The organism is Terrabacter ginsenosidimutans (genome assembly GCF_039539425.1).
In the GTDB taxonomy this organism is placed as follows: Bacteria; Actinomycetota; Actinomycetes; order Actinomycetales; family Dermatophilaceae; genus Terrabacter; species Terrabacter ginsenosidimutans.
The window spans coordinates 52,813-69,234 of the sequence record NZ_BAABDC010000003.1; the positions used below are offsets into that span (position 1 = coordinate 52,813).

Here is a 16,422-nt window from a genome sequence, read left to right on the forward strand (position 1 = left end):
GTGGGCGCTCGGGATCGGCGGCGCTCAGCGCGCCCGCATCGTCCCGAGCGGCTGACACTCGACCGCACCCCGTGCATAACCATGCATTGCCATAAGGCAAACGTTAACTTATGTATGCCGTGTCCGACAACAGGGAGCCCCCGTGGCGGGATGTCGGGGAGATCTGACCGGAAAACGGGCGGCGCGCTGTCGGTACCCACGCCTACGGTCTGGGGGTGACCGTGGACTCCCGCACCGCCTCAGAAGCTCCGTCGACCACCCGGCGCACGAAGGTGCTCGTGCTCGCGGCCGTGGCCGTGACCCTCCTGCTCTGGGCCTCGGCCTTCGTCGCGATCCGCCACCTGGGGCGTGACGTCCCGCCCGGTGCGCTGTCGCTGGGCCGCCTGCTCGTGGCGTCGGTCGCGCTCGGGGTGCTCGTCTTCAGGCGCCCTCGCACCTGGCCGGGTCGGCGCGACTGGCCACTGCTCCTGCTCTGCGGCGTCGGCTGGTTCGGCGTCTACAACCTGGCGCTCAACGAGGCCGAGCGGCGCATCGACGCCGGCACGTCCGCGCTCATCGTGCAGATCGGGCCGATCATCGTGGCCCTGCTCGCCACCGTCTTCCTCGGGGAGCGGATGCACCGCTGGCTGCTGCTCGGCATGGCCGTGGGCTTCGCCGGGGTCGTCGTCATCGCGCGCGGCTTCTCCTCGGGTGAGTCCGGCGACATGGTCGGCGTGTGGCTCGCCGTCCTCGCCGCGATCACGTATGCCGTGGGCGTCCTCGCGCAGAAGCCTCTCCTCGGGCGCCTGCCGGGTCCTGAGGTCACGTGGATCGCCTGCATCATCGGTGCGGTCGTTTGCCTGCCGTGGAGCGGCGAGCTCGTGACGGTCGTTCGTGACAGTGACGCGAGCACCCTGTGGTGGATCGCCTACCTCGGCATCTTCCCGACGGCCATCGCCTTCTCGACGTGGGCCTTTGTGCTTGCGCGCAGCGACGCCGGCACGCTGACGCTGACGACCTTCCTCGTGCCCTTCATCGCGACGCTCATCGCGTGGGCGCTGCTCTCGGAGGTGCCACCTCCCCTGACGTTCGTCGGTGGTGCGCTGTGCATCGCCGGAGTGCTGCTGACGCGGCGCCGGCCCAGGCCCAAGGTGGGCGGCGCCTCGGGCTGACCGCTTCCAATTGCCCTGCGCTGCAACGAGATCGGACGCGGTCGGTTGTGGACAGGCCTTCCCAATCAGTCGAACATGTGTTCTACTTGAGGAGTCGGCGACCCGGGTGGGAGGAGTGAGTTCGTGCCATTCCTCGACTCCGGGCGTTCGGCTCACGACGCAGCCGCAGGCGGGCTCAACCCTCGTGTCGTCTGGCTGCTGAGCCAGGGGAGGTCGGCGACCGGACCTGGCCCGAAGCCGCGTCCGCGTCTCTCGCTCCTCGACGAGGCGGAGTCGGTCCTGTCGCAGATCGAGCGCCTCGAGGTCCTGAAGGCTCGCCTCGAAGGTCGGATCGTCGACGCCTACGCTGCGTTGCACTCCGTCGAGGAGCAGCAGCTTGCGGGGATGGTCACGACCTCGCCGGTGCCCCTCACGACGGAGCAGGTCGTGACGCAGGAGATCGCGTGCGCGACCGGGGTCGGTGCGTCGGAGGTCGCGCGCCGGCTCGAGCTCGCGACGGCACCCCGGAGGCACCGAGTGCTCCGGCAGCGGCTGCGTGCCGGCTCGGTCAGCCTCCAGCGGGCCCTGCGGATCGTCGTGGAGACGAGGGTGCTCCCCGACGACCTGCTTCCCGACCTGGAGACCGCGGTGCTGGCGCCGACCCGCGACGGCGGCGTCGCCTCGCACCGGCTCTTCGGCGAGCGGCTGAGGCGTTGTGTGCGAACGGCAGACCCACGGGGACAAGAGGACCGGCGTCGTTCGGCCGCGGCTCGGCGCACGGTCTTCGGTCGTCTGGTCGAGGACGGCATGGGGACGTTCACCGTGGTGGCGCCCGCCGAGCGCGTCGTCGGCGTCCTCGACCGGGTCGACGCGATGGCTCGAGCCGCTCGCTCCGCGGGTGACGCGCGCACCCTCGAGCAGCTACGCAGCGACCTGCTCTGTGACCTCGTGCTCTTCGGTGTGGTCCCCGACGGCTCGGCCGCGCCCCTGGGTGGCGACCCTGCCGGGACGGGCGGACCCGCCGGGACGGGCGGACCGAGCTGGCCGGGTCTGTCGGACGCTCCTCCGGCCACCGTGCGCATCGTCGTTCCCTTCGAGGTCGCTGCAGGTCTGTCCGATGCCGCGTGCGAGCTGACCGGCCACGGCTGGGTCACGGCTCCCCACGCGCGCCAGATCATCACCGCGCCAGGTTCCGTCTGGCAGCGTCTCGCCGCCGACGTCGACACCGGCCGGGCCCTCGAGCTCTCCACGGACCGCTACACGCCGACCCCCGAGATGGCGGCCCACGTCAAGACGGTCGACGGTGTCTGTCGCGGCCCCGGGTGCCAGGTCCCGGCCGAGCGCTGCGACGTCGACCATCTCGATCCATGGCCGAGAGGGAGGACCCATGTCTCCAACCTCGACTCGCTGAGTCGCGGCTGTCACAACGGCAAGACCGCGCGGGTCTGGACGGTCCGCCGTGTCGCGGACGACGGGATCTCGTGGACCTCGCTCGCCGGTCGCGAGTACGTCACCTACCCCAAGGACTGGCGCGAGTCACTGCATGACCCCGGCGTCGGTCCGCCCGTGACGGCTTCCCCGCCGGATGATCCTCCACCCTTCTGAGGCTGCCCCGGCAGCGCCCGGTGCGTGCGGGTCCCACGAATGGTCCTGGCCCCGACTCGGACCCGGACTCAGCGGGCGAGGGGTGCGTCGTGCAGCACGCGGTCGATGTCGCGGTCGAGCTCGGCGTCGGCGCCGAACGGGGCTCGCGGCAACGAGAAGGTGCGACGGTGGTGCGGCCCGAGGGCTGCGACGAGGGCGACGATCATGGCGATGAAGAAGATGATGTCCATGGCAGAAAGTCTGCGCTCATCACTATCCCGCCACGAGTGGCAGAACAGTCGATGGTCGACAAGATCCTGCCACGCGTGCCATGCTGGCCTGATGCTGCGCACGATCGCCGTCATCGCCCAGGAACCGGTCGCCATGTTCGAGCTGGGTGTCCTGTGTGAGGTCTTCGGCATCGACCGCACCGACGACGGCGTCCCCGCCTTCGACTTCCGGGTCTGCTCGGCCCGCCCGGGCGAGGTGCTGCGCACGACGAGCGGCATGAGCATCGTCGCCCCGTTCCCCCTCGAGGCCGCACGGGGCGCCGACCTCGTCGCCATTCCCGGCGGCGCCGTCGACGGTCCCTATGACCCCGTCGTCCTCGACATCCTGCGCGACAACGCTGCGAACGGCGGTCGCGTCCTCTCCGTGTGCTCCGGCGCCTTCCAGCTCGCCGCCGCCGGCCTGCTCGACGGCCGCGAGTGCACGACCCACTGGCGGTATGCCGCCCGCCTGGCCGAGGAGCACCCACGCGCCTGCGTGGACCTCGACGTCCTCTACGTCGAGGACGGTCCCGTCCTGACGAGCGCCGGCACCGCGGCCGGCATCGATGCCTGCCTGCACCTCGTGCGCACCGAGCTCGGCTCGGAGGTCGCGACCCGCATCGCGCGCCGCATGGTGGTCCCGCCCCACCGCTCCGGCGGTCAGCGCCAGTTCGTCGAGACCCCGGTGCCGTCCGAGCCGTGCGAGGGGCTCCAGGACGTCATGGAGTGGGTCGCCGAGCGGCTCGACGAGGACCACTCGATCCCGTCGCTGGCGAAGCGAGCTGCCATGTCCGAGCGCACCTTCGCCCGCCGCTTCACCGCTGAGGTCGGAACGACTCCGCACAAGTGGCTGACGAGCCAGCGGGTGCTCCGGGCCCGCCACCTGCTCGAGTCGACGGACTTCGACGTCGAGCGCATCGCGCGCGAGAGCGGCTTCGCCACGGCGGCCGTCCTGCGCCACCACTTCCAGCGCGAGATCGGCATCCCGCCCGTCGCCTACCGTCGCGCCTTCACGAGGCAGCCTGCCCTGGCCTAGCGCCGGCCCGCGGTCGCGAGGCGGATATCGGGCTGTATCGGCTCAACGCTAGACAGTCGAAGACGAGCCGAGCGATGGAGGCGGGCCTCGCATCTCGCCGCGACAGGTGTGGTTACCCGCAGTAGGTTACTGGCCAGTGGACGCCACCGACGCCGTCCGCCTGCCCCGAGGAGCGCGCTGCCATGCCTCGTTCGTCCCTTCGACTGCCGCGGACCCGTCGCCTCGTCAGGGTCGTCGTCGTGGTCCTGGCCGCCGCCGTCATGACTCCGGTCACGACGGCCAGGGCAGCCGGCTTCTACGACCCGCCCGCCACGGTGAGCGCCACGCCCGGGACGGTGCTCAAGGCCGAGTCGATGGCCTTCTACCTCGACCCGCTCCGCACCCTCCGTTCGACTGCACGCGCCACCCGCGTCATGTATGCGACGCAGGACCGTGCCGGGTCGCCGATCGCGGTCACCGGGACGGTGCTCGTTCCGCCCGTGCCGTGGATCGGCCCGGGGCAGCGACCCGTCATCGGTTACGCCGCCGGCACCCAGGGCATGGGTGACCAGTGCGCCCCGAGCCGCCAGCTCGCCGCCGGGTCGGAGTACGAAGGTGCTTTCATCTCCGGCCTGCTGACCCGCGGCTACGCCGTCGCGATGACCGACTACCAGGGCCTCGGCACTCCCGGCACCCACACCTACATGGTGCGCGAGGCGCAGGCCCATGCCGTCCTCGACATGGTCCGCGCGGCCCAGCGCCTCCCCGGCACGGGGCTGCCCGCCGCCGGCCCCGTGATGCTCGCCGGCTACAGCCAGGGCGGGGGCGCGAGCGCCGCCGCGGTCGAGCTCGCGCCCACCTACGCGCCGGAGCTGGAGCTCGAAGGTGCCGTCGCCGGCGCCGTGCCTGCCGAGCTCGGTGCCGTCGCAGCGCACCTCGACGGCAGCCTCTACTCCGCCTTCGCTCTCTACGCCGTCGCCGGTCAGTCGGCCGCGTACGGTCTCGACCTCGACGGCTTCCTCAACGCCCGCGGCACGTCGGTCATCGCCGCGGTCAAGGCGGAGTGCGTGGGCGAGTCCATCGCCCTGCACGCCTTCACGCGATCGAGCGACCTCACCAAGGACGGTCGCACCCTGACCGAGCTCGCGGCCTCCGAGCCGTTCCGCTCGATCATCGCCGACCAGCGCATCGGCCGGCTCGAGCCGAAGGTCCCCGTCCTCGTCACCCACTCGGTCCTCGACGACGTGATCCCGTATGCCGTGGGGCGCGGTCTCGCGCGCGACTGGTGCGCCCGCGGGGCCGACGTCGCCTTCTCGTCCACCATCACCCCGACCCATGTCGGGGGAGCGGTGCCGTCGTTCGCCAAGGAGTACGCGTTCCTCGAGGCGCGCGTCGCCGGCCTCCCGCAGGTGTCCGACTGCTGGTGGCTCTGAGCCGCCCCGAGGCGGTCGCGCTCAGCGGTTGCGGCGCGCGATCGCGGTCGAGAGCGCGGTCGCGAAACCGCACCACACGGCATACGGCGACAGGGCGATCCCAGCGCCCTTGCTCACCGTGCCGGCCCGGCGCGCGAGGTCGGCCGAGCTCGCCGTGAGCGCCGCGGCCCCCGCGGCCGCCACCCACGGCTTGCGCACGCGCCAGAAGAGCACGCTCCACGCCGTGTTGAGGGCCAGGTTGGTCCCGAAGGCCTTGAGGTAGGCGTTGCGTCCCGCGGTGTCACCGGCCTTGTCGTAGGCGTTGAGCGCCGTCGCGGACGTGGCTGCGATGTCGGCGTAGAGCGCGGTCCACACCACGGGGAAGGCGAGCGTCGGGGGCTGCCAGTCGGGCAGGTCGAGCGAGCGGTACCACCGTGAGTCGGGCTGGGTGGCCAGCGAACCCGCGATCGCACTGGCGAGCGTCGCGGCGCTCGTCAGCGCGAGGTTGCGCATCGCCGTGTCGGGCTTGGCGGTGCGCATCGCCGACTGCACCGCCGTGTCGAAGTCGATGAAGCCGCCGGGGACGTCGACGAGGTCCTGGATGTCGTTCTCCTTGGCGACGACCTCGTGGACGAGGCTGCCGACGAGCGGCTTCGCCAGACCGGCCGAGATGGGGGTGACGAGCCCGACCCAGTGGCTCGCGAGGCGCGGAGTCAGCACCGGCACGGTCACGACGACCGGACGGCGACGACCCGTCGCGTCGGAGAAGCGGGCGATCATCTCGCGGTAGGTCAGCACCTCGGGACCGCCGATGTCGAAGGTGCGGTTGACCTCGGGCGGCAGGCTGCCGGCGCCGACGAGCAGCGTCACGACGTCGTCGACGGCGATCGGCTGGATCTTGTTGTCGAGCCACTTCGGGGCGACCATCGCCGGCAGGCGCGTCGTGAGGTAGCGCAGCATGTCGAACGACGCCGACCCGTCGCCGAGCACGACGGCGGCCTGGAGCACCGCGGTCGGCACGCCGGAGTCGAGCAGGATGCGACCCACCTCGACGCGCGAGGCCAGGTGGGGCGAGAGCACCTCGTCGTCCGGGTGCAGGCCGCCGAGGTAGACGATGCGCGAGACGCCGGCCTCCTTGGCCGCCTCCGAGAAGTGCGTCGCCGCCTCACGGTCGCGCTCGGCGAAGTCGGGCTTGTCGTCCATCGAGTGCACGAGGTACCACGCGGCGTCGACGCCCTCGAGGACGCGGCGCATGTCGTCGGCCGAGCCCACGTCACCCTCGGCGACCTCGACGCGGTCGGCCCACGGCCTGCCCTCCATCGAGCGGCGGTGACGGGTCAGCACCCGCACCGTCCAGCCCTCGTCGAGCAGCCGCGGCACCACCTGACCCCCGATGTAGCCGGAGGCTCCGGTCACGAGGGCCGTGCGGGCAGGGGTGTTGGAGGTCATCGGATCACCTGGTCAGTTCGAGGGCGGGCGGGAGGAGCAGGAGCATCCCGGTCGACCACACGACGTGCGTGATGATCGGCCCGAGGAAGCCACCGGTGACGCGCCGCTGCAGCGCGGTCACGAGACCGATCAGGGTGGCCGCGAGGACGAGCAGCGGGATGCCGCTGCCGACAGTGGTCAGGGCGTAGAGCAGCGTCGTCAGGGTCACCTGGTGGCGGGGGAGGGCCGCATAGAGGGCGCCGCGGAAGTAGAGCTCCTCGACGACCCCGTTGACGAACGTGATGGCCAGCACCGCAGCGAAGGCGCCGAAGCGCGCGTGGTCGAGCAGCTGGTCCACCGGCTCGCGCAGCACGGGGATGCGGGCCACGACGAGCGCGCCGACGAGGAAGACGAGCAGGAGCAGCGCGCCGAGCACGAGGGACTGCACGATGGGTCGGGCCGGCTCACCGCGACGCGTGTGGCCCCAGCCCGCGTGGAGCGGCCCGGACAGCAGGGCCCCGACGAGCCACACCGCCGCGAGGGTGAGGGTCGCGACGTAGAAGAGCGGGTCGCCCGGCGTGATCCGCAGTGCCCAGGCCAGCACCGCGCTGCCGACGACGAAGGTGATCGCGACGACGACCTGGCGGCGGCGGAAGACGTCGTCGGGGTCGTGGTGGTCGCGGTCGACCTTCTCGATGAGCGCCGCGTTGACGAAGGCGCGCAGCTCGGACACGGGGCCCCGCATGTCTCGTCTCCTCGGCTCGGCTGGGCTGGTGGCTAGCGTCGGGCGCGCTCGTAGCGGGCCAGGGTCTCCTTGCGCTCGTCGTCGTGGTCGACGACGGGGTGCGGATACAACTCGTCGTACCCGTTGTCGTGCTTCCACGGCTCGTGCGCCGCGCTGCCCGGCAGGTGCCGCAGCTCGGGCACCCACCGGCGGACGTAGTCGCCGTCGGGGTCGAACTTCCTGCCCTGCGTCACCGGGTTGAAGACGCGGAAGTAGGGGGAGGCGTCCGTGCCGGTGCCGGCGACCCACTGCCAGCCGTGGTTGTTGGAGGCGATGTCGCCGTCGATGAGGTGGTCGAGGAAGTGCTGCGCGCCGACGGGCCACCACACGTGGAGGTCCTTGGTGAGGAAGCTCGCGGTGATCATCCGGACGCGGTTGTGCATCCAGCCCTCCTCGAGGAGCTGGCGCATGCCGGCGTCGACGATCGGGTAGCCGGTGCGCCCCTCGCGCCACGCGTCGACGAGCCGGTCGGTCTCGGAGCCGGAGTCGTAGGGAAGCTTCGCGAGCTCGCCCCGCAGGTCGTGCCAGGCCGAGTCGGGCTGGTGCCAGAGGACATCGGCGTAGAACTCGCGCCAGATCAGCTCGGTGACGTAGGTGTTCGCCGCCTGCGACCGCCCGGCCGAGTGGGCGGCGATGTCGGCGAGGATGGTGCGCGGGTGGATCTCGCCGTACTTCAGCGGCGCCGACAGTCGGCTCGTCGTGTCGAGGTCGGGTCGGTCGCGCTCCTCGTCGTATGCCGTCAGCCCGTCGTGCAGGAACGCCTCCCACCGCTTGAGCGCGGCCGCCTCCCCGGCCTCGAGGCCCGCGGGTGCCTCGGGGATCGGGTCGCTGTGAACGTCGTCGCGCAGCCACGGGATCCGTTTGGGACGCGCGGCGGGTGCGGGTCGGCCGTGCTGGTGCCACGCCTTGGAGAAGGGCGTGAAGACCTTGTAGGGCGAGCCGGACTGGTTGACGATGCGGCCCGGCCCCACGGCATACGGCGTCCCGGTGGCGACGAGCTCGCGGCCGTCGTCGGCCAGTGCCTTCTCGACCGCCTCGTCGCGGCGCCGGCCGTAGGGCGTCGTCTCGCGCGAGACGTGCACCTGCTGGGCGCCGACCTGCCCGGCGAGCCGCGGGATGACGTCGACGGGGTCACCGCGGCGGACCACCAGGGCGCCGCGAGTGGCCTTCGACAGCGCGGCGACCGAGGCGAGCAGCCGTCGGGTGCGCGGGGTGTCCTTGTCGAGCAGCCTCGGGTCCAGGACGAAGACCGGCAGTACGTGCGCGGCGGCGTCGACGGCCGCGAGCAGCGCGGGGTGGTCGTTCAGGCGCAGGTCGCGCCGGAACCACAGGATCGACGTCGAGGGCGCTGCCATCACGAGGCCGCGGCCGCGGCGCCCTCCCGCTCGAAGCGCACCTGCGCCACGTCGAGGTAGCCCGTGGCGAAGCCCGCCTCGCAGTAGGCGAGGTAGAACTCCCACTTGCGGCGGAACGTCTCGTCGAAGCCGAGTGCGTTGACCTCGGGCCAGCGGGCGAGGAACGTCTCGCGCCAGCGCCGCAGGGTCTCGGCGTAGTCGGCGCCGAAGGCCTCGACGGCCGTCATCCGCAGCGTCGTCGCGGTATCGGTCGTCTCGCTCATCGCCTGCAGGCTCGGGATGAGCCCGCCGGGGAAGATGTGCTTCTGGATCCAGCCGTAGGAGTGCTTCGTGGCCATCAGTCGCTCGTGCGACATGAGGATCGCCTGGACTGCGGCGACGCCGCCGGGGGCGAGGCGCTCGTCGATGGTGCGGAAGTAGGTCTCCCAGTACTCCTCGCCGACGGCCTCGATCATCTCGACGCTGACGACGGCGTCGTAGACGCCCTCGACCTCGCGGTAGTCCTGGATGCGGATGTCGACCGTGTCCGCGAAGCCGGCGTCGGCGACCCGCTCGCGCGCCAGTGCCGCCTGCTCCTTGGAGAGGGTGACGCTCGTGACCGTCGCGCCGCGGCGGGCGGCCTCGAGGGCGAGGGTGCCCCACCCGGTGCCGATCTCGAGGACGCGCGAGTCCTGGCCGACCTTGGCCATGTCGAGGATGGCGTGCACCTTGCGCAGCTGGGCCTGCTCGAACGACTGGGTACGCAGCGGCTGGTCCTCGTCGAAGATCGCCGAGCTGTAGCTCATCGTCTCGTCGAGGAAGGTCGCGAAGAGGTCGTTGGACAGGTCGTAGTGCGCCTCGATGTTGCGGCGCGAGCCGAGCAGCGAGTTGTTCTGGATGCTCGGGATGCGGCGGTCGACGAAGCCGCGCAGCCGCAGCCAGCCTGCCGGCACCGCCGTCGTCATGCGCTCCGCGAACGGCATGAGCAGCTCGGCGAGGTCCGTGCCTTCGGCAGCCTTCCAGTCCCCGGCCATGTAGGCCTCGCCGATCCCGATCTTCGGGTGGTGCGCGAGGCGCTCGAAGAGCGCGGTCGGGCGCACGATCTCCAGCCCCGGGCGGTCGGTGTGCCGCGAGCCACCACCGAGCAGCGAGCCGTCCGGCATGACGACGTCGACCGGCACGCGCTTGGCCACCTGGGCCAGGATGCTGCGGGCCAGGCGGCCGCGGACGCACAGCACCCGCAGGCTGGGACGGCGCAGGCAGATCGGCTGCGCCATCGAGAGGCTGGGTGACACGGGCGACTGGACGGACTGGGTGGACTGGGCGGTCATCGGACGGCCTCCTTGGGGTGGTGGGGGCGGGGCATGACGGGCAGGCGACGCAGCCACAGTCGAATGCCGTGTACCCGGATGAGGGCCGTCACCCTCTGGGTCATGAGGCCGTGACGGCGGACGAGTCGGAGCAGGGAGCGGGTCGTGGCAGGCATGGGCGTGCCGCGGGTGACGGCGGTCATGATGCGCTCGCCGCCGCGGTCGAGGCCCACGGTGACGGCGACGGCGTCGGGCTGCAGGACGAGGCGGACGGCATACTCCCCGCTCGTGTCGTTGAAGGGGGAGACGTAGAACGCCTTGGCGACGGTCGCCGTGCCGTCCTCCTCGACGTCGAGCAGGTAGGCGTGCCGCTCGCCGTAGGTGTTGTGCACCTCGAAGACGGCAGCGACCAGGGATCCGTCGGGCCGCAGGCACCAGAAGACGCTGAGCGGGTCGAAGGTGTGGCCGAGGACGCGTGCGTTGGCGAGCATGAGCACCCGGTCGTCGGGGGCCAGGGCCACGCCCCGCGCCGCGAGGAACCGCTCGACGTCACCGCGGATGCCGCCACCGAGCGCGCCGCCGTCGAGGTGGTCGCGTGCGTCGAAACGCGCGAGCAACCTTGCCGGCCAAGGGAGTCGGGGGAGGTCGCCGAGGTCGACGAGCCACTGGTAGTGGCCGTAGGTGAAGGAGTGGTGCAAGGGAGTGCGGCGCGAGTGGGCCACGGTGCCGTCGACGAGAGCCGGCACCTGCGGGGGTGTGAGCACTGCCGTCACCAGCGCACCCCGAACGACTCGGCGGCTTCCACGCCGGAGCGGCACCCGTCCTCGTGGAAGCCCCAGCCGAGGTGGGCCCCGGCGAAGGCCAGGCGGTCGCCGCCGGCGTCGCGCAGTCGTCCCGCCGCCTCGACCGCCTCGCGCGTGAAGATCGGGTGGTCGTAGGTCATGCGGGCCGTCACGAGCGACTCGTCCACGTGGCCGGCGGGGTTGAGCGTCACGACGTGGTCGTCGCCGTCGGTGATGCCGTGCAGGCGGTTCATCCAGTAGCTGACGGTGACGTCGGGGGCCGGGGCGTCGCACGCCTGCATGCGGTAGTTCCACGACGCCTTGGCCTGCTGCGGCTTCGGCAGGACCGAGGAGTCGCGGTGCAGCCAGGTCTCGTTGCGGGAGTAGCGGATCGCCGAGAGGTCACGCTTCTCGTCCGGCGTCGCGTCGGCGACCAGGGCCAGCGCCGAGTCGGCGTGCGTGGCGACGACGGCGCGGTCGAAGGTCGTCATCCGGTCGTCGCGCACGAGCACGTCGACGCCGTCGTCGTGCCTCGTCACCGCAGTCACCGCGCTCTCCTTGCGCACGTCGGGCAGGCGCTCGACGAGCCGGTCGACGTAGGTGGCCGACCCGCCGGTGACGGTGCGCCAGGTCGGCGAACCCGTCACGGTCAGCATGCCGTGGTGGTCGAGGAACCGGAAGAGGTGGCGAGCGGGGTACGACTCCGCGTCGAGGTCGCCGCACGACCACACGCAGGACACGAGCGGGATGGCGAAGTGGCGCACGAAGTAGTCCGAGAAGCCCTGCGACGCAAGGAACTCGCCCCACGTCGGGTCCTGGGACTCGTCGGCGAGCAGGGCGTGCGCGGCCTTGTGGAAGCGCGGCACGTCGCTCAGCATCCGGATGAAGCGGGGGTCGGCGAGGCGGCGCTTCTGGGCGAACATGCCCTTCGGACCGCGCCCCCCGGCATACGACAGGCCACAGCCCCTGCACGTGATGCTCATGCTCATCTCGGTGGGCTGGGTCGGCACGTCGAGCTCGCGGAAGAGGCGGAGCAGGTGCGGGTACGTCTTCTCGTTGTGGACGATGAACCCGCTGTCGATGCGCAGGTTGCCGTCGCGTCCGGCGACGTCGTGGGTGTGTGCGTGGCCGCCGAGCCGGGTGTCGCTCTCGAAGAGGGTGACGTCGTGGGTGGCGCTCAGCACGTGGGCTGCGGTCAGTCCCGACACGCCGGCGCCGATGACGGCGGCGGTGGGTCGGGTGCTGTCGGTTCGGTTCGGTCGAGTCACCGAGGCCTCCTGGCTGATGTGGTCCCGTGTGGTTCGGCGCGGTGCCCCGACCGGATTGCTGGAGGAGGGTGCGGCGTGGTGCGCGTTGTCCATCCTTCGTCCACACCGTAGAGTGGCTGTTCAAGGTCTGTCAAAGGTTGGAGAAGGCATGGACATCGAGCGCAGCGTCACCGTGGCACAGCCCGTCGACCGCGTCTTCGCCTACCTCAGCGACTTCACGAACACGACCGAGTGGGACCCCGGTACGGTGCGCACCGAACGGGTCGCCGGCGACGGTGGCCTGGGGACGCGGTACCACAACGTGTCGAAGTTCCTCGGTCGCGAGACCGAGCTCGACTACCTCGTCGTCGAGCATGCGCCCGGCGAGAGGTTCGCCCTCCGCGGCGAGAACTCCACCGTCGTCGCGCGGGACACGATGACCTTCGTGCGCACCATGACGGGCACCGGGGAGGGCGCGAGCGAGGGCACGACCGTCACCTACCGCGCCGACTTCGAGTTCAAGGGCGTGGCCAAGCTCGTCGCCCCGCTCCTCGCACCGGCCTTCAAGAAGCTCGGCGACGAGGCCGAGCAGGGCATGCGCGACGCCTTGAGCAGGTTGGGGTAGCAGATGTACACGATCAAGCGAGCCGCGGAGCTCACCGGCATCAGCGTGGCCACCCTCCGCGCCTGGGAGCGTCGCTACGGCGTCGTCAGCCCGCAGCGCTCCGACGGCGGCTACCGCCTCTACGGCCCCGAGGACGTGCGCGCCCTCGCGATCATGAACTCCCTCGTCAACGAGGGCTGGTCCGCCCGCGAGGCCGCCGCCGAGACGACGCGTCGGCTCTCGAGCCGCGACCCCGCCGGTCGCGAGACCTCCTTCGGTCGCGGTGACCGCGAGGGCCGCGGTGCGCGCGTCGCCCCGCTGCGTCCCGGGGGCCGCTACCAGTCCGAGGACGCGGAGGCGTTCATCCGCGCGGCCGAGCGGCTCGACTCCGCGTCGGCGACGGCGGTCCTCGACGCCCGTTTCGCCCTCGGCACGTTCGAGCACGTCGTCGACGACTGGCTCATGCCGACGCTCGCCCTGGTCGGCGAGGCATGGGCGCACGGCCGGCTCACCGTGGCCGGCGAGCACCTCGTGTCGTATGCCGTGCAGCGGCGTCTCGCGGCCGCCTACGAGACCGCCTCGAGCCGGGTCGACGGCCCGACCCTGCTCATCGGTCTGCCGCCCGGGTCCCGTCACGAGCTCGGGCTGCTCGCCTTCGCCGTGGCCGCCCGGCGAGCCGGCTTCGCGACCGTCTATGTCGGCGCGGACCTGCCCGCCGAGGACTGGGTGCGCGCCATCGAGGCGCGACACGCAGCCGGCATGGTCATGGCCGTGCCCCGCAACATCGACATCGGCGCCGCCCAGGAGATCGTCGACACCGTGACCCGCACCCACCCCGAGGTGGTCATCGGGCTCGGCGGCAGCCAGCAGAACGAGATCACCGGCACCTGCGTGCACCTCGGCCACTCGATCACCGTCGCCGTCGGCGAGATGACGCGCCGCCTGCGCATCCCCGCCTGAGCGTGCGGGTCCTCGTCCTCGGAGGCACCGGGGAGGCCCGTGACCTCGCGGCCCGGCTGGTCGAGCGTGGCGACGACGTCGTGTCCAGCCTGGCCGGCCGGGTCAGTGCACCCGCGCTGCCCGTCGGTGAGGTGCGCACGGGCGGCTTCGGTGGCGTCGACGGTCTGGCGACCTACGTCGACGGGTCCTTCGACCACGTCGTCGACGCGACGCACCCGTTCGCCGCGCGCATCACGGAGCACGCGGTACGGGCCTGCGCGCTGGCGGACGTCCCCCTCGTGCGGCTCCAGCGGCCGGGGTGGTCGCGACACCCGCTCGCACTGAGCTTCACGTGGGTCGACGACGTCGCGGCCGCGCGGGTCGCCGCCGAGGGCCTGGGGGTCCGACCCTTCCTGACGACCGGACGCCAGCAGCTCGAGACCTTCGCCGCCTGGGACGACCGTCGCGTCCTGGCCCGCGTCGTCGACCCGCCCGACTGGGCCGTGCCCGCCTCGTGGGAGGTGCTCCGCGCGCGCGGCCCCTACGCCTACGCCGACGAGCATGACCTCCTCGAGAGCCGCGCCGTCGACGTCCTGCTGACCAAGGACTCGGGCGGCTCGCTCACCGAGGCCAAGCTGAGGGCGGCGCACGACCTCGATGTGCCCGTCGTCGTCGTGCGGCGGCCACCGGTCCCCGAGGGCGTGCCGCTCGTCGAGTCGGTGGACGACGTCCTCGGGGCATTGACCGCGAAACGGGCCTGACGGCATACGTCCTCGCGTACGTTCGTCGCGTGACGGCGGTTCCGACGGAACAGCAGCAACGGGCGCGGTGGGAGCGGGTGCTCCCCGGCATCGCCGTGCTGCGCCGCTACGACCGGGTGTGGCTGCGCGGCGACGTGCTCGGCGGCATCACCGTCGCCGCCTACCTCGTGCCCCAGGTGCTGGCCTACGCCGAGGTCGCCGGCCTGCCCGCGGTGACCGGCCTGTGGGCGGTCGGGCCCGGCCTGCTCGTCTACGCCGTGCTGGGGTCGTCCCGTCAGCTGTCCGTGGGCCCCGAGTCGACGACGGCCCTGATGACCGCAGCCGGGGTGGGCGCGCTCGTCACCGCGGCCGGCGGCCTCGCGATGCGCCAGGAGATGGCGGCGCTCATGGCGATCGCGGTCGGGGTGCTCTGCGTCATCGGCTTCGTGACGCGGCTGGGCTTCCTGTCGGACCTGCTCTCCAAACCCGTGCTCGTGGGCTACATGGCGGGCATCGCGGCGCTCATGATCGTCAGCCAGATCGGCAAGGTGACCGGCCTGACGGTCGTGGGCGACTCCTTCCTGCAGGAGCTGAGGTATGCCGTCACGCACCTCGGCGACATCCACCTCCCGACCCTGTTGCTGGCGCTCGCCGTGCTCGCGGTGCTCTTCGCGTTCCAGCGCTTCGCGCCGCAGTGGCCGGGTCCGCTCATCGCGATGCTCGGCGCGACCGTCGTCGTGGCGGTGTTCGGGCTCGTCGACCGCGCGGGGATCAAGCTCGTCGGCCCGGTGCCGCAGGGGCTCCCGTCGGTGCAGCTGCCGAGCGTGACCGACGTCGACATGTGGGCCCTGCTGCCGGCGGCGCTCGGGGTCGCGGTCGTGGCCTACTCCGACAACGTGCTGACCGGGCGCGCCTTCGGGGCGCGGCATCGCGAGAGCATCGACAGCGACCAGGAGTTCCTCGCCCTCGGTGGGGCGAACATCGGAGCCGGCCTGCTCCAGGGCTTCCCGATCAGCTCGAGCGGCAGCCGCACCGTCATCGCCGACGCCATGGGGGCGCGCACCCAGCTGCACTCCCTCGTCTCGCTCGTCCTCGTCGTCGCGACACTGCTGTGGCTCGGGCCCGTCATCGCCGCGTTCCCGACCGCTGCCCTGGGCGCCGTGGTCGTCTTCGCGGCGATCCGGCTCGTCGACGTCGCCGAGATGCGGCGCATCGGGGCCTTTCGGCGCAGCGAGCTCGTGCTGGCGCTCGCGACGACGGCCGCAGTGCTGCTCTTCGGCGTGCTGCCCGGCATCGGCGCGGCCATCGCGCTCTCCGTGCTCGACCTGCTGCGGCGCATCGTCCACCCGCACGACGGCGTGCTCGGCTACGTGCCCGACGTCGCCGGCATGCACGACATCGACGACCACCCGAACGCCGTCCAGGTGCCCGGTCTCGTCGTCTACCGCTACGACTCCCCGCTCTTCTTCGCCAACTCCGACGACTTCGTCAAACGCGCCCTCATGTCCGTCGACGCGGCGTCCCGGCTGGGTGACGTCGAGTGGTTCCTGCTCAACGCCGAGGCCAACACCGAGGTCGACCTGACGGCCGTCGACGCGCTCGAGACGCTGCGCTCCAGGCTGGCGTCGCGGGGGATCCGCTTCGCGATGGCCCGGGTCAAGGAGGACATGCGAACCTCGCTCGAGGCCGGTGGCTTCGTCGACAAGGTCGGCGCGGACCTCATCTTCCCCACGCTGCCGACCGCCGTGGCTGCGTATGCCGCGTGGTACGAGCACGAGCACGGGTCGGGTCCGCCGGGGCTGCGCATCCCACCCGTGCCGCCCCAGCCGGAGACCGACCCCTAA

Annotated in this window: 15 protein-coding genes; 8 read left to right on the forward strand and 7 right to left on the reverse strand. The window is 71.9% G+C overall.

Going from position 1 to position 16,422, the window contains the following annotated elements; all coding sequences use genetic code 11:
• Positions 1-215: 215 nt before the first annotated feature.
• Entirely contained in the window at positions 216-1,151 is a 936-nt protein-coding gene (locus ABD831_RS10525) for a DMT family transporter (protein ID WP_344945568.1), read from the forward strand.
• Between the two features lie 123 nt (positions 1,152-1,274).
• Positions 1,275-2,735, forward strand: a complete 1,461-nt coding sequence (locus ABD831_RS10530) for an HNH endonuclease signature motif containing protein (RefSeq protein ID WP_344945571.1) — start codon at positions 1,275-1,277, stop codon at positions 2,733-2,735.
• 68 nt (positions 2,736-2,803) lie between these two features.
• Here the strand turns inward: ABD831_RS10530 and ABD831_RS10535 are convergent, their stop codons facing one another.
• Positions 2,804-2,965 (reverse strand): hypothetical protein, encoded by a 162-nt coding sequence (locus tag ABD831_RS10535; RefSeq protein ID WP_185744836.1) that lies wholly within the window; start codon positions 2,963-2,965, stop codon positions 2,804-2,806.
• 91 nt (positions 2,966-3,056) lie between these two features.
• Here ABD831_RS10535 and ABD831_RS10540 point away from each other — a divergent pair, with 91 nt between their 5' ends.
• A complete protein-coding gene (locus ABD831_RS10540) occupies positions 3,057-4,019 on the forward strand; it encodes a GlxA family transcriptional regulator (RefSeq protein ID WP_344945574.1) in 963 nt (320 codons plus the stop codon).
• Positions 4,020-4,201: 182 nt separating this feature from the next.
• On the forward strand, positions 4,202-5,431 hold the full coding sequence (locus ABD831_RS10545) for a lipase family protein (protein WP_344945577.1): 1,230 nt from the start codon (positions 4,202-4,204) through the stop codon (positions 5,429-5,431).
• A 21-nt stretch (positions 5,432-5,452) separates the two neighbouring features.
• On the opposite strand, the gene ABD831_RS10550 is transcribed toward ABD831_RS10545, so the two are convergent.
• Genes ABD831_RS10550 through ABD831_RS10575 form a run of 6 tightly spaced genes read right to left on the reverse strand, consistent with a single transcriptional unit; the run spans position 5,453 to position 12,316 of the window.
• On the reverse strand, positions 5,453-6,859 hold the full coding sequence (locus tag ABD831_RS10550) for a tryptophan-rich sensory protein (protein ID WP_344945580.1): 1,407 nt from the start codon (positions 6,857-6,859) through the stop codon (positions 5,453-5,455).
• Between the two features lie 4 nt (positions 6,860-6,863).
• Complete coding sequence (locus tag ABD831_RS10555; RefSeq protein ID WP_344945585.1) at positions 6,864-7,583, reverse strand: CPBP family intramembrane glutamic endopeptidase; 720 nt, start codon at positions 7,581-7,583, stop codon at positions 6,864-6,866.
• Positions 7,584-7,615: 32 nt separating this feature from the next.
• Positions 7,616-8,977 (reverse strand): cryptochrome/photolyase family protein, encoded by a 1,362-nt coding sequence (locus ABD831_RS10560; protein ID WP_344945588.1) that lies wholly within the window; start codon positions 8,975-8,977, stop codon positions 7,616-7,618.
• Positions 8,977-10,287: a class I SAM-dependent methyltransferase gene (locus ABD831_RS10565; RefSeq protein WP_344945591.1), complete on the reverse strand. Its 1,311-nt coding sequence runs from the start codon at positions 10,285-10,287 to the stop codon at positions 8,977-8,979. The genes ABD831_RS10560 and ABD831_RS10565 overlap by 1 nt, the downstream gene beginning before the upstream one ends.
• The gene (locus ABD831_RS10570) at positions 10,284-11,039 is read right to left on the reverse strand and encodes a DUF1365 domain-containing protein (protein WP_344945594.1); all 756 of its coding nucleotides are present in this window, start codon (positions 11,037-11,039) and stop codon (positions 10,284-10,286) included. The genes ABD831_RS10565 and ABD831_RS10570 overlap by 4 nt, the downstream gene beginning before the upstream one ends.
• Positions 11,036-12,316 carry an NAD(P)/FAD-dependent oxidoreductase gene (locus ABD831_RS10575; RefSeq protein ID WP_344945597.1) on the reverse strand — a complete coding sequence of 427 codons (1,281 nt, stop codon included), beginning with the start codon at positions 12,314-12,316 and terminating at the stop codon, positions 11,036-11,038. The genes ABD831_RS10570 and ABD831_RS10575 overlap by 4 nt, the downstream gene beginning before the upstream one ends.
• A 148-nt stretch (positions 12,317-12,464) precedes the next feature.
• On the opposite strand from ABD831_RS10575, the gene ABD831_RS10580 reads away from it, so the two are divergent.
• The 4 genes from ABD831_RS10580 to ABD831_RS10595 are packed head-to-tail and all read left to right on the forward strand — an operon-like array spanning position 12,465 to position 16,422.
• The gene (locus ABD831_RS10580; protein WP_142179492.1) at positions 12,465-12,920 is read left to right on the forward strand and encodes an SRPBCC family protein; all 456 of its coding nucleotides are present in this window, start codon (positions 12,465-12,467) and stop codon (positions 12,918-12,920) included.
• Positions 12,921-12,923: 3 nt separating this feature from the next.
• Positions 12,924-13,859 (forward strand): MerR family transcriptional regulator, encoded by a 936-nt coding sequence (locus ABD831_RS10585; RefSeq protein WP_344945602.1) that lies wholly within the window; start codon positions 12,924-12,926, stop codon positions 13,857-13,859.
• A 2-nt stretch (positions 13,860-13,861) separates the two neighbouring features.
• Complete coding sequence (locus ABD831_RS10590) at positions 13,862-14,599, forward strand: cobalt-precorrin-6A reductase (RefSeq protein WP_344945605.1); 738 nt, start codon at positions 13,862-13,864, stop codon at positions 14,597-14,599.
• A gap of 29 nt (positions 14,600-14,628) precedes the next feature.
• On the forward strand, positions 14,629-16,422 hold the full coding sequence (locus tag ABD831_RS10595; protein WP_344945608.1) for a SulP family inorganic anion transporter: 1,794 nt from the start codon (positions 14,629-14,631) through the stop codon (positions 16,420-16,422).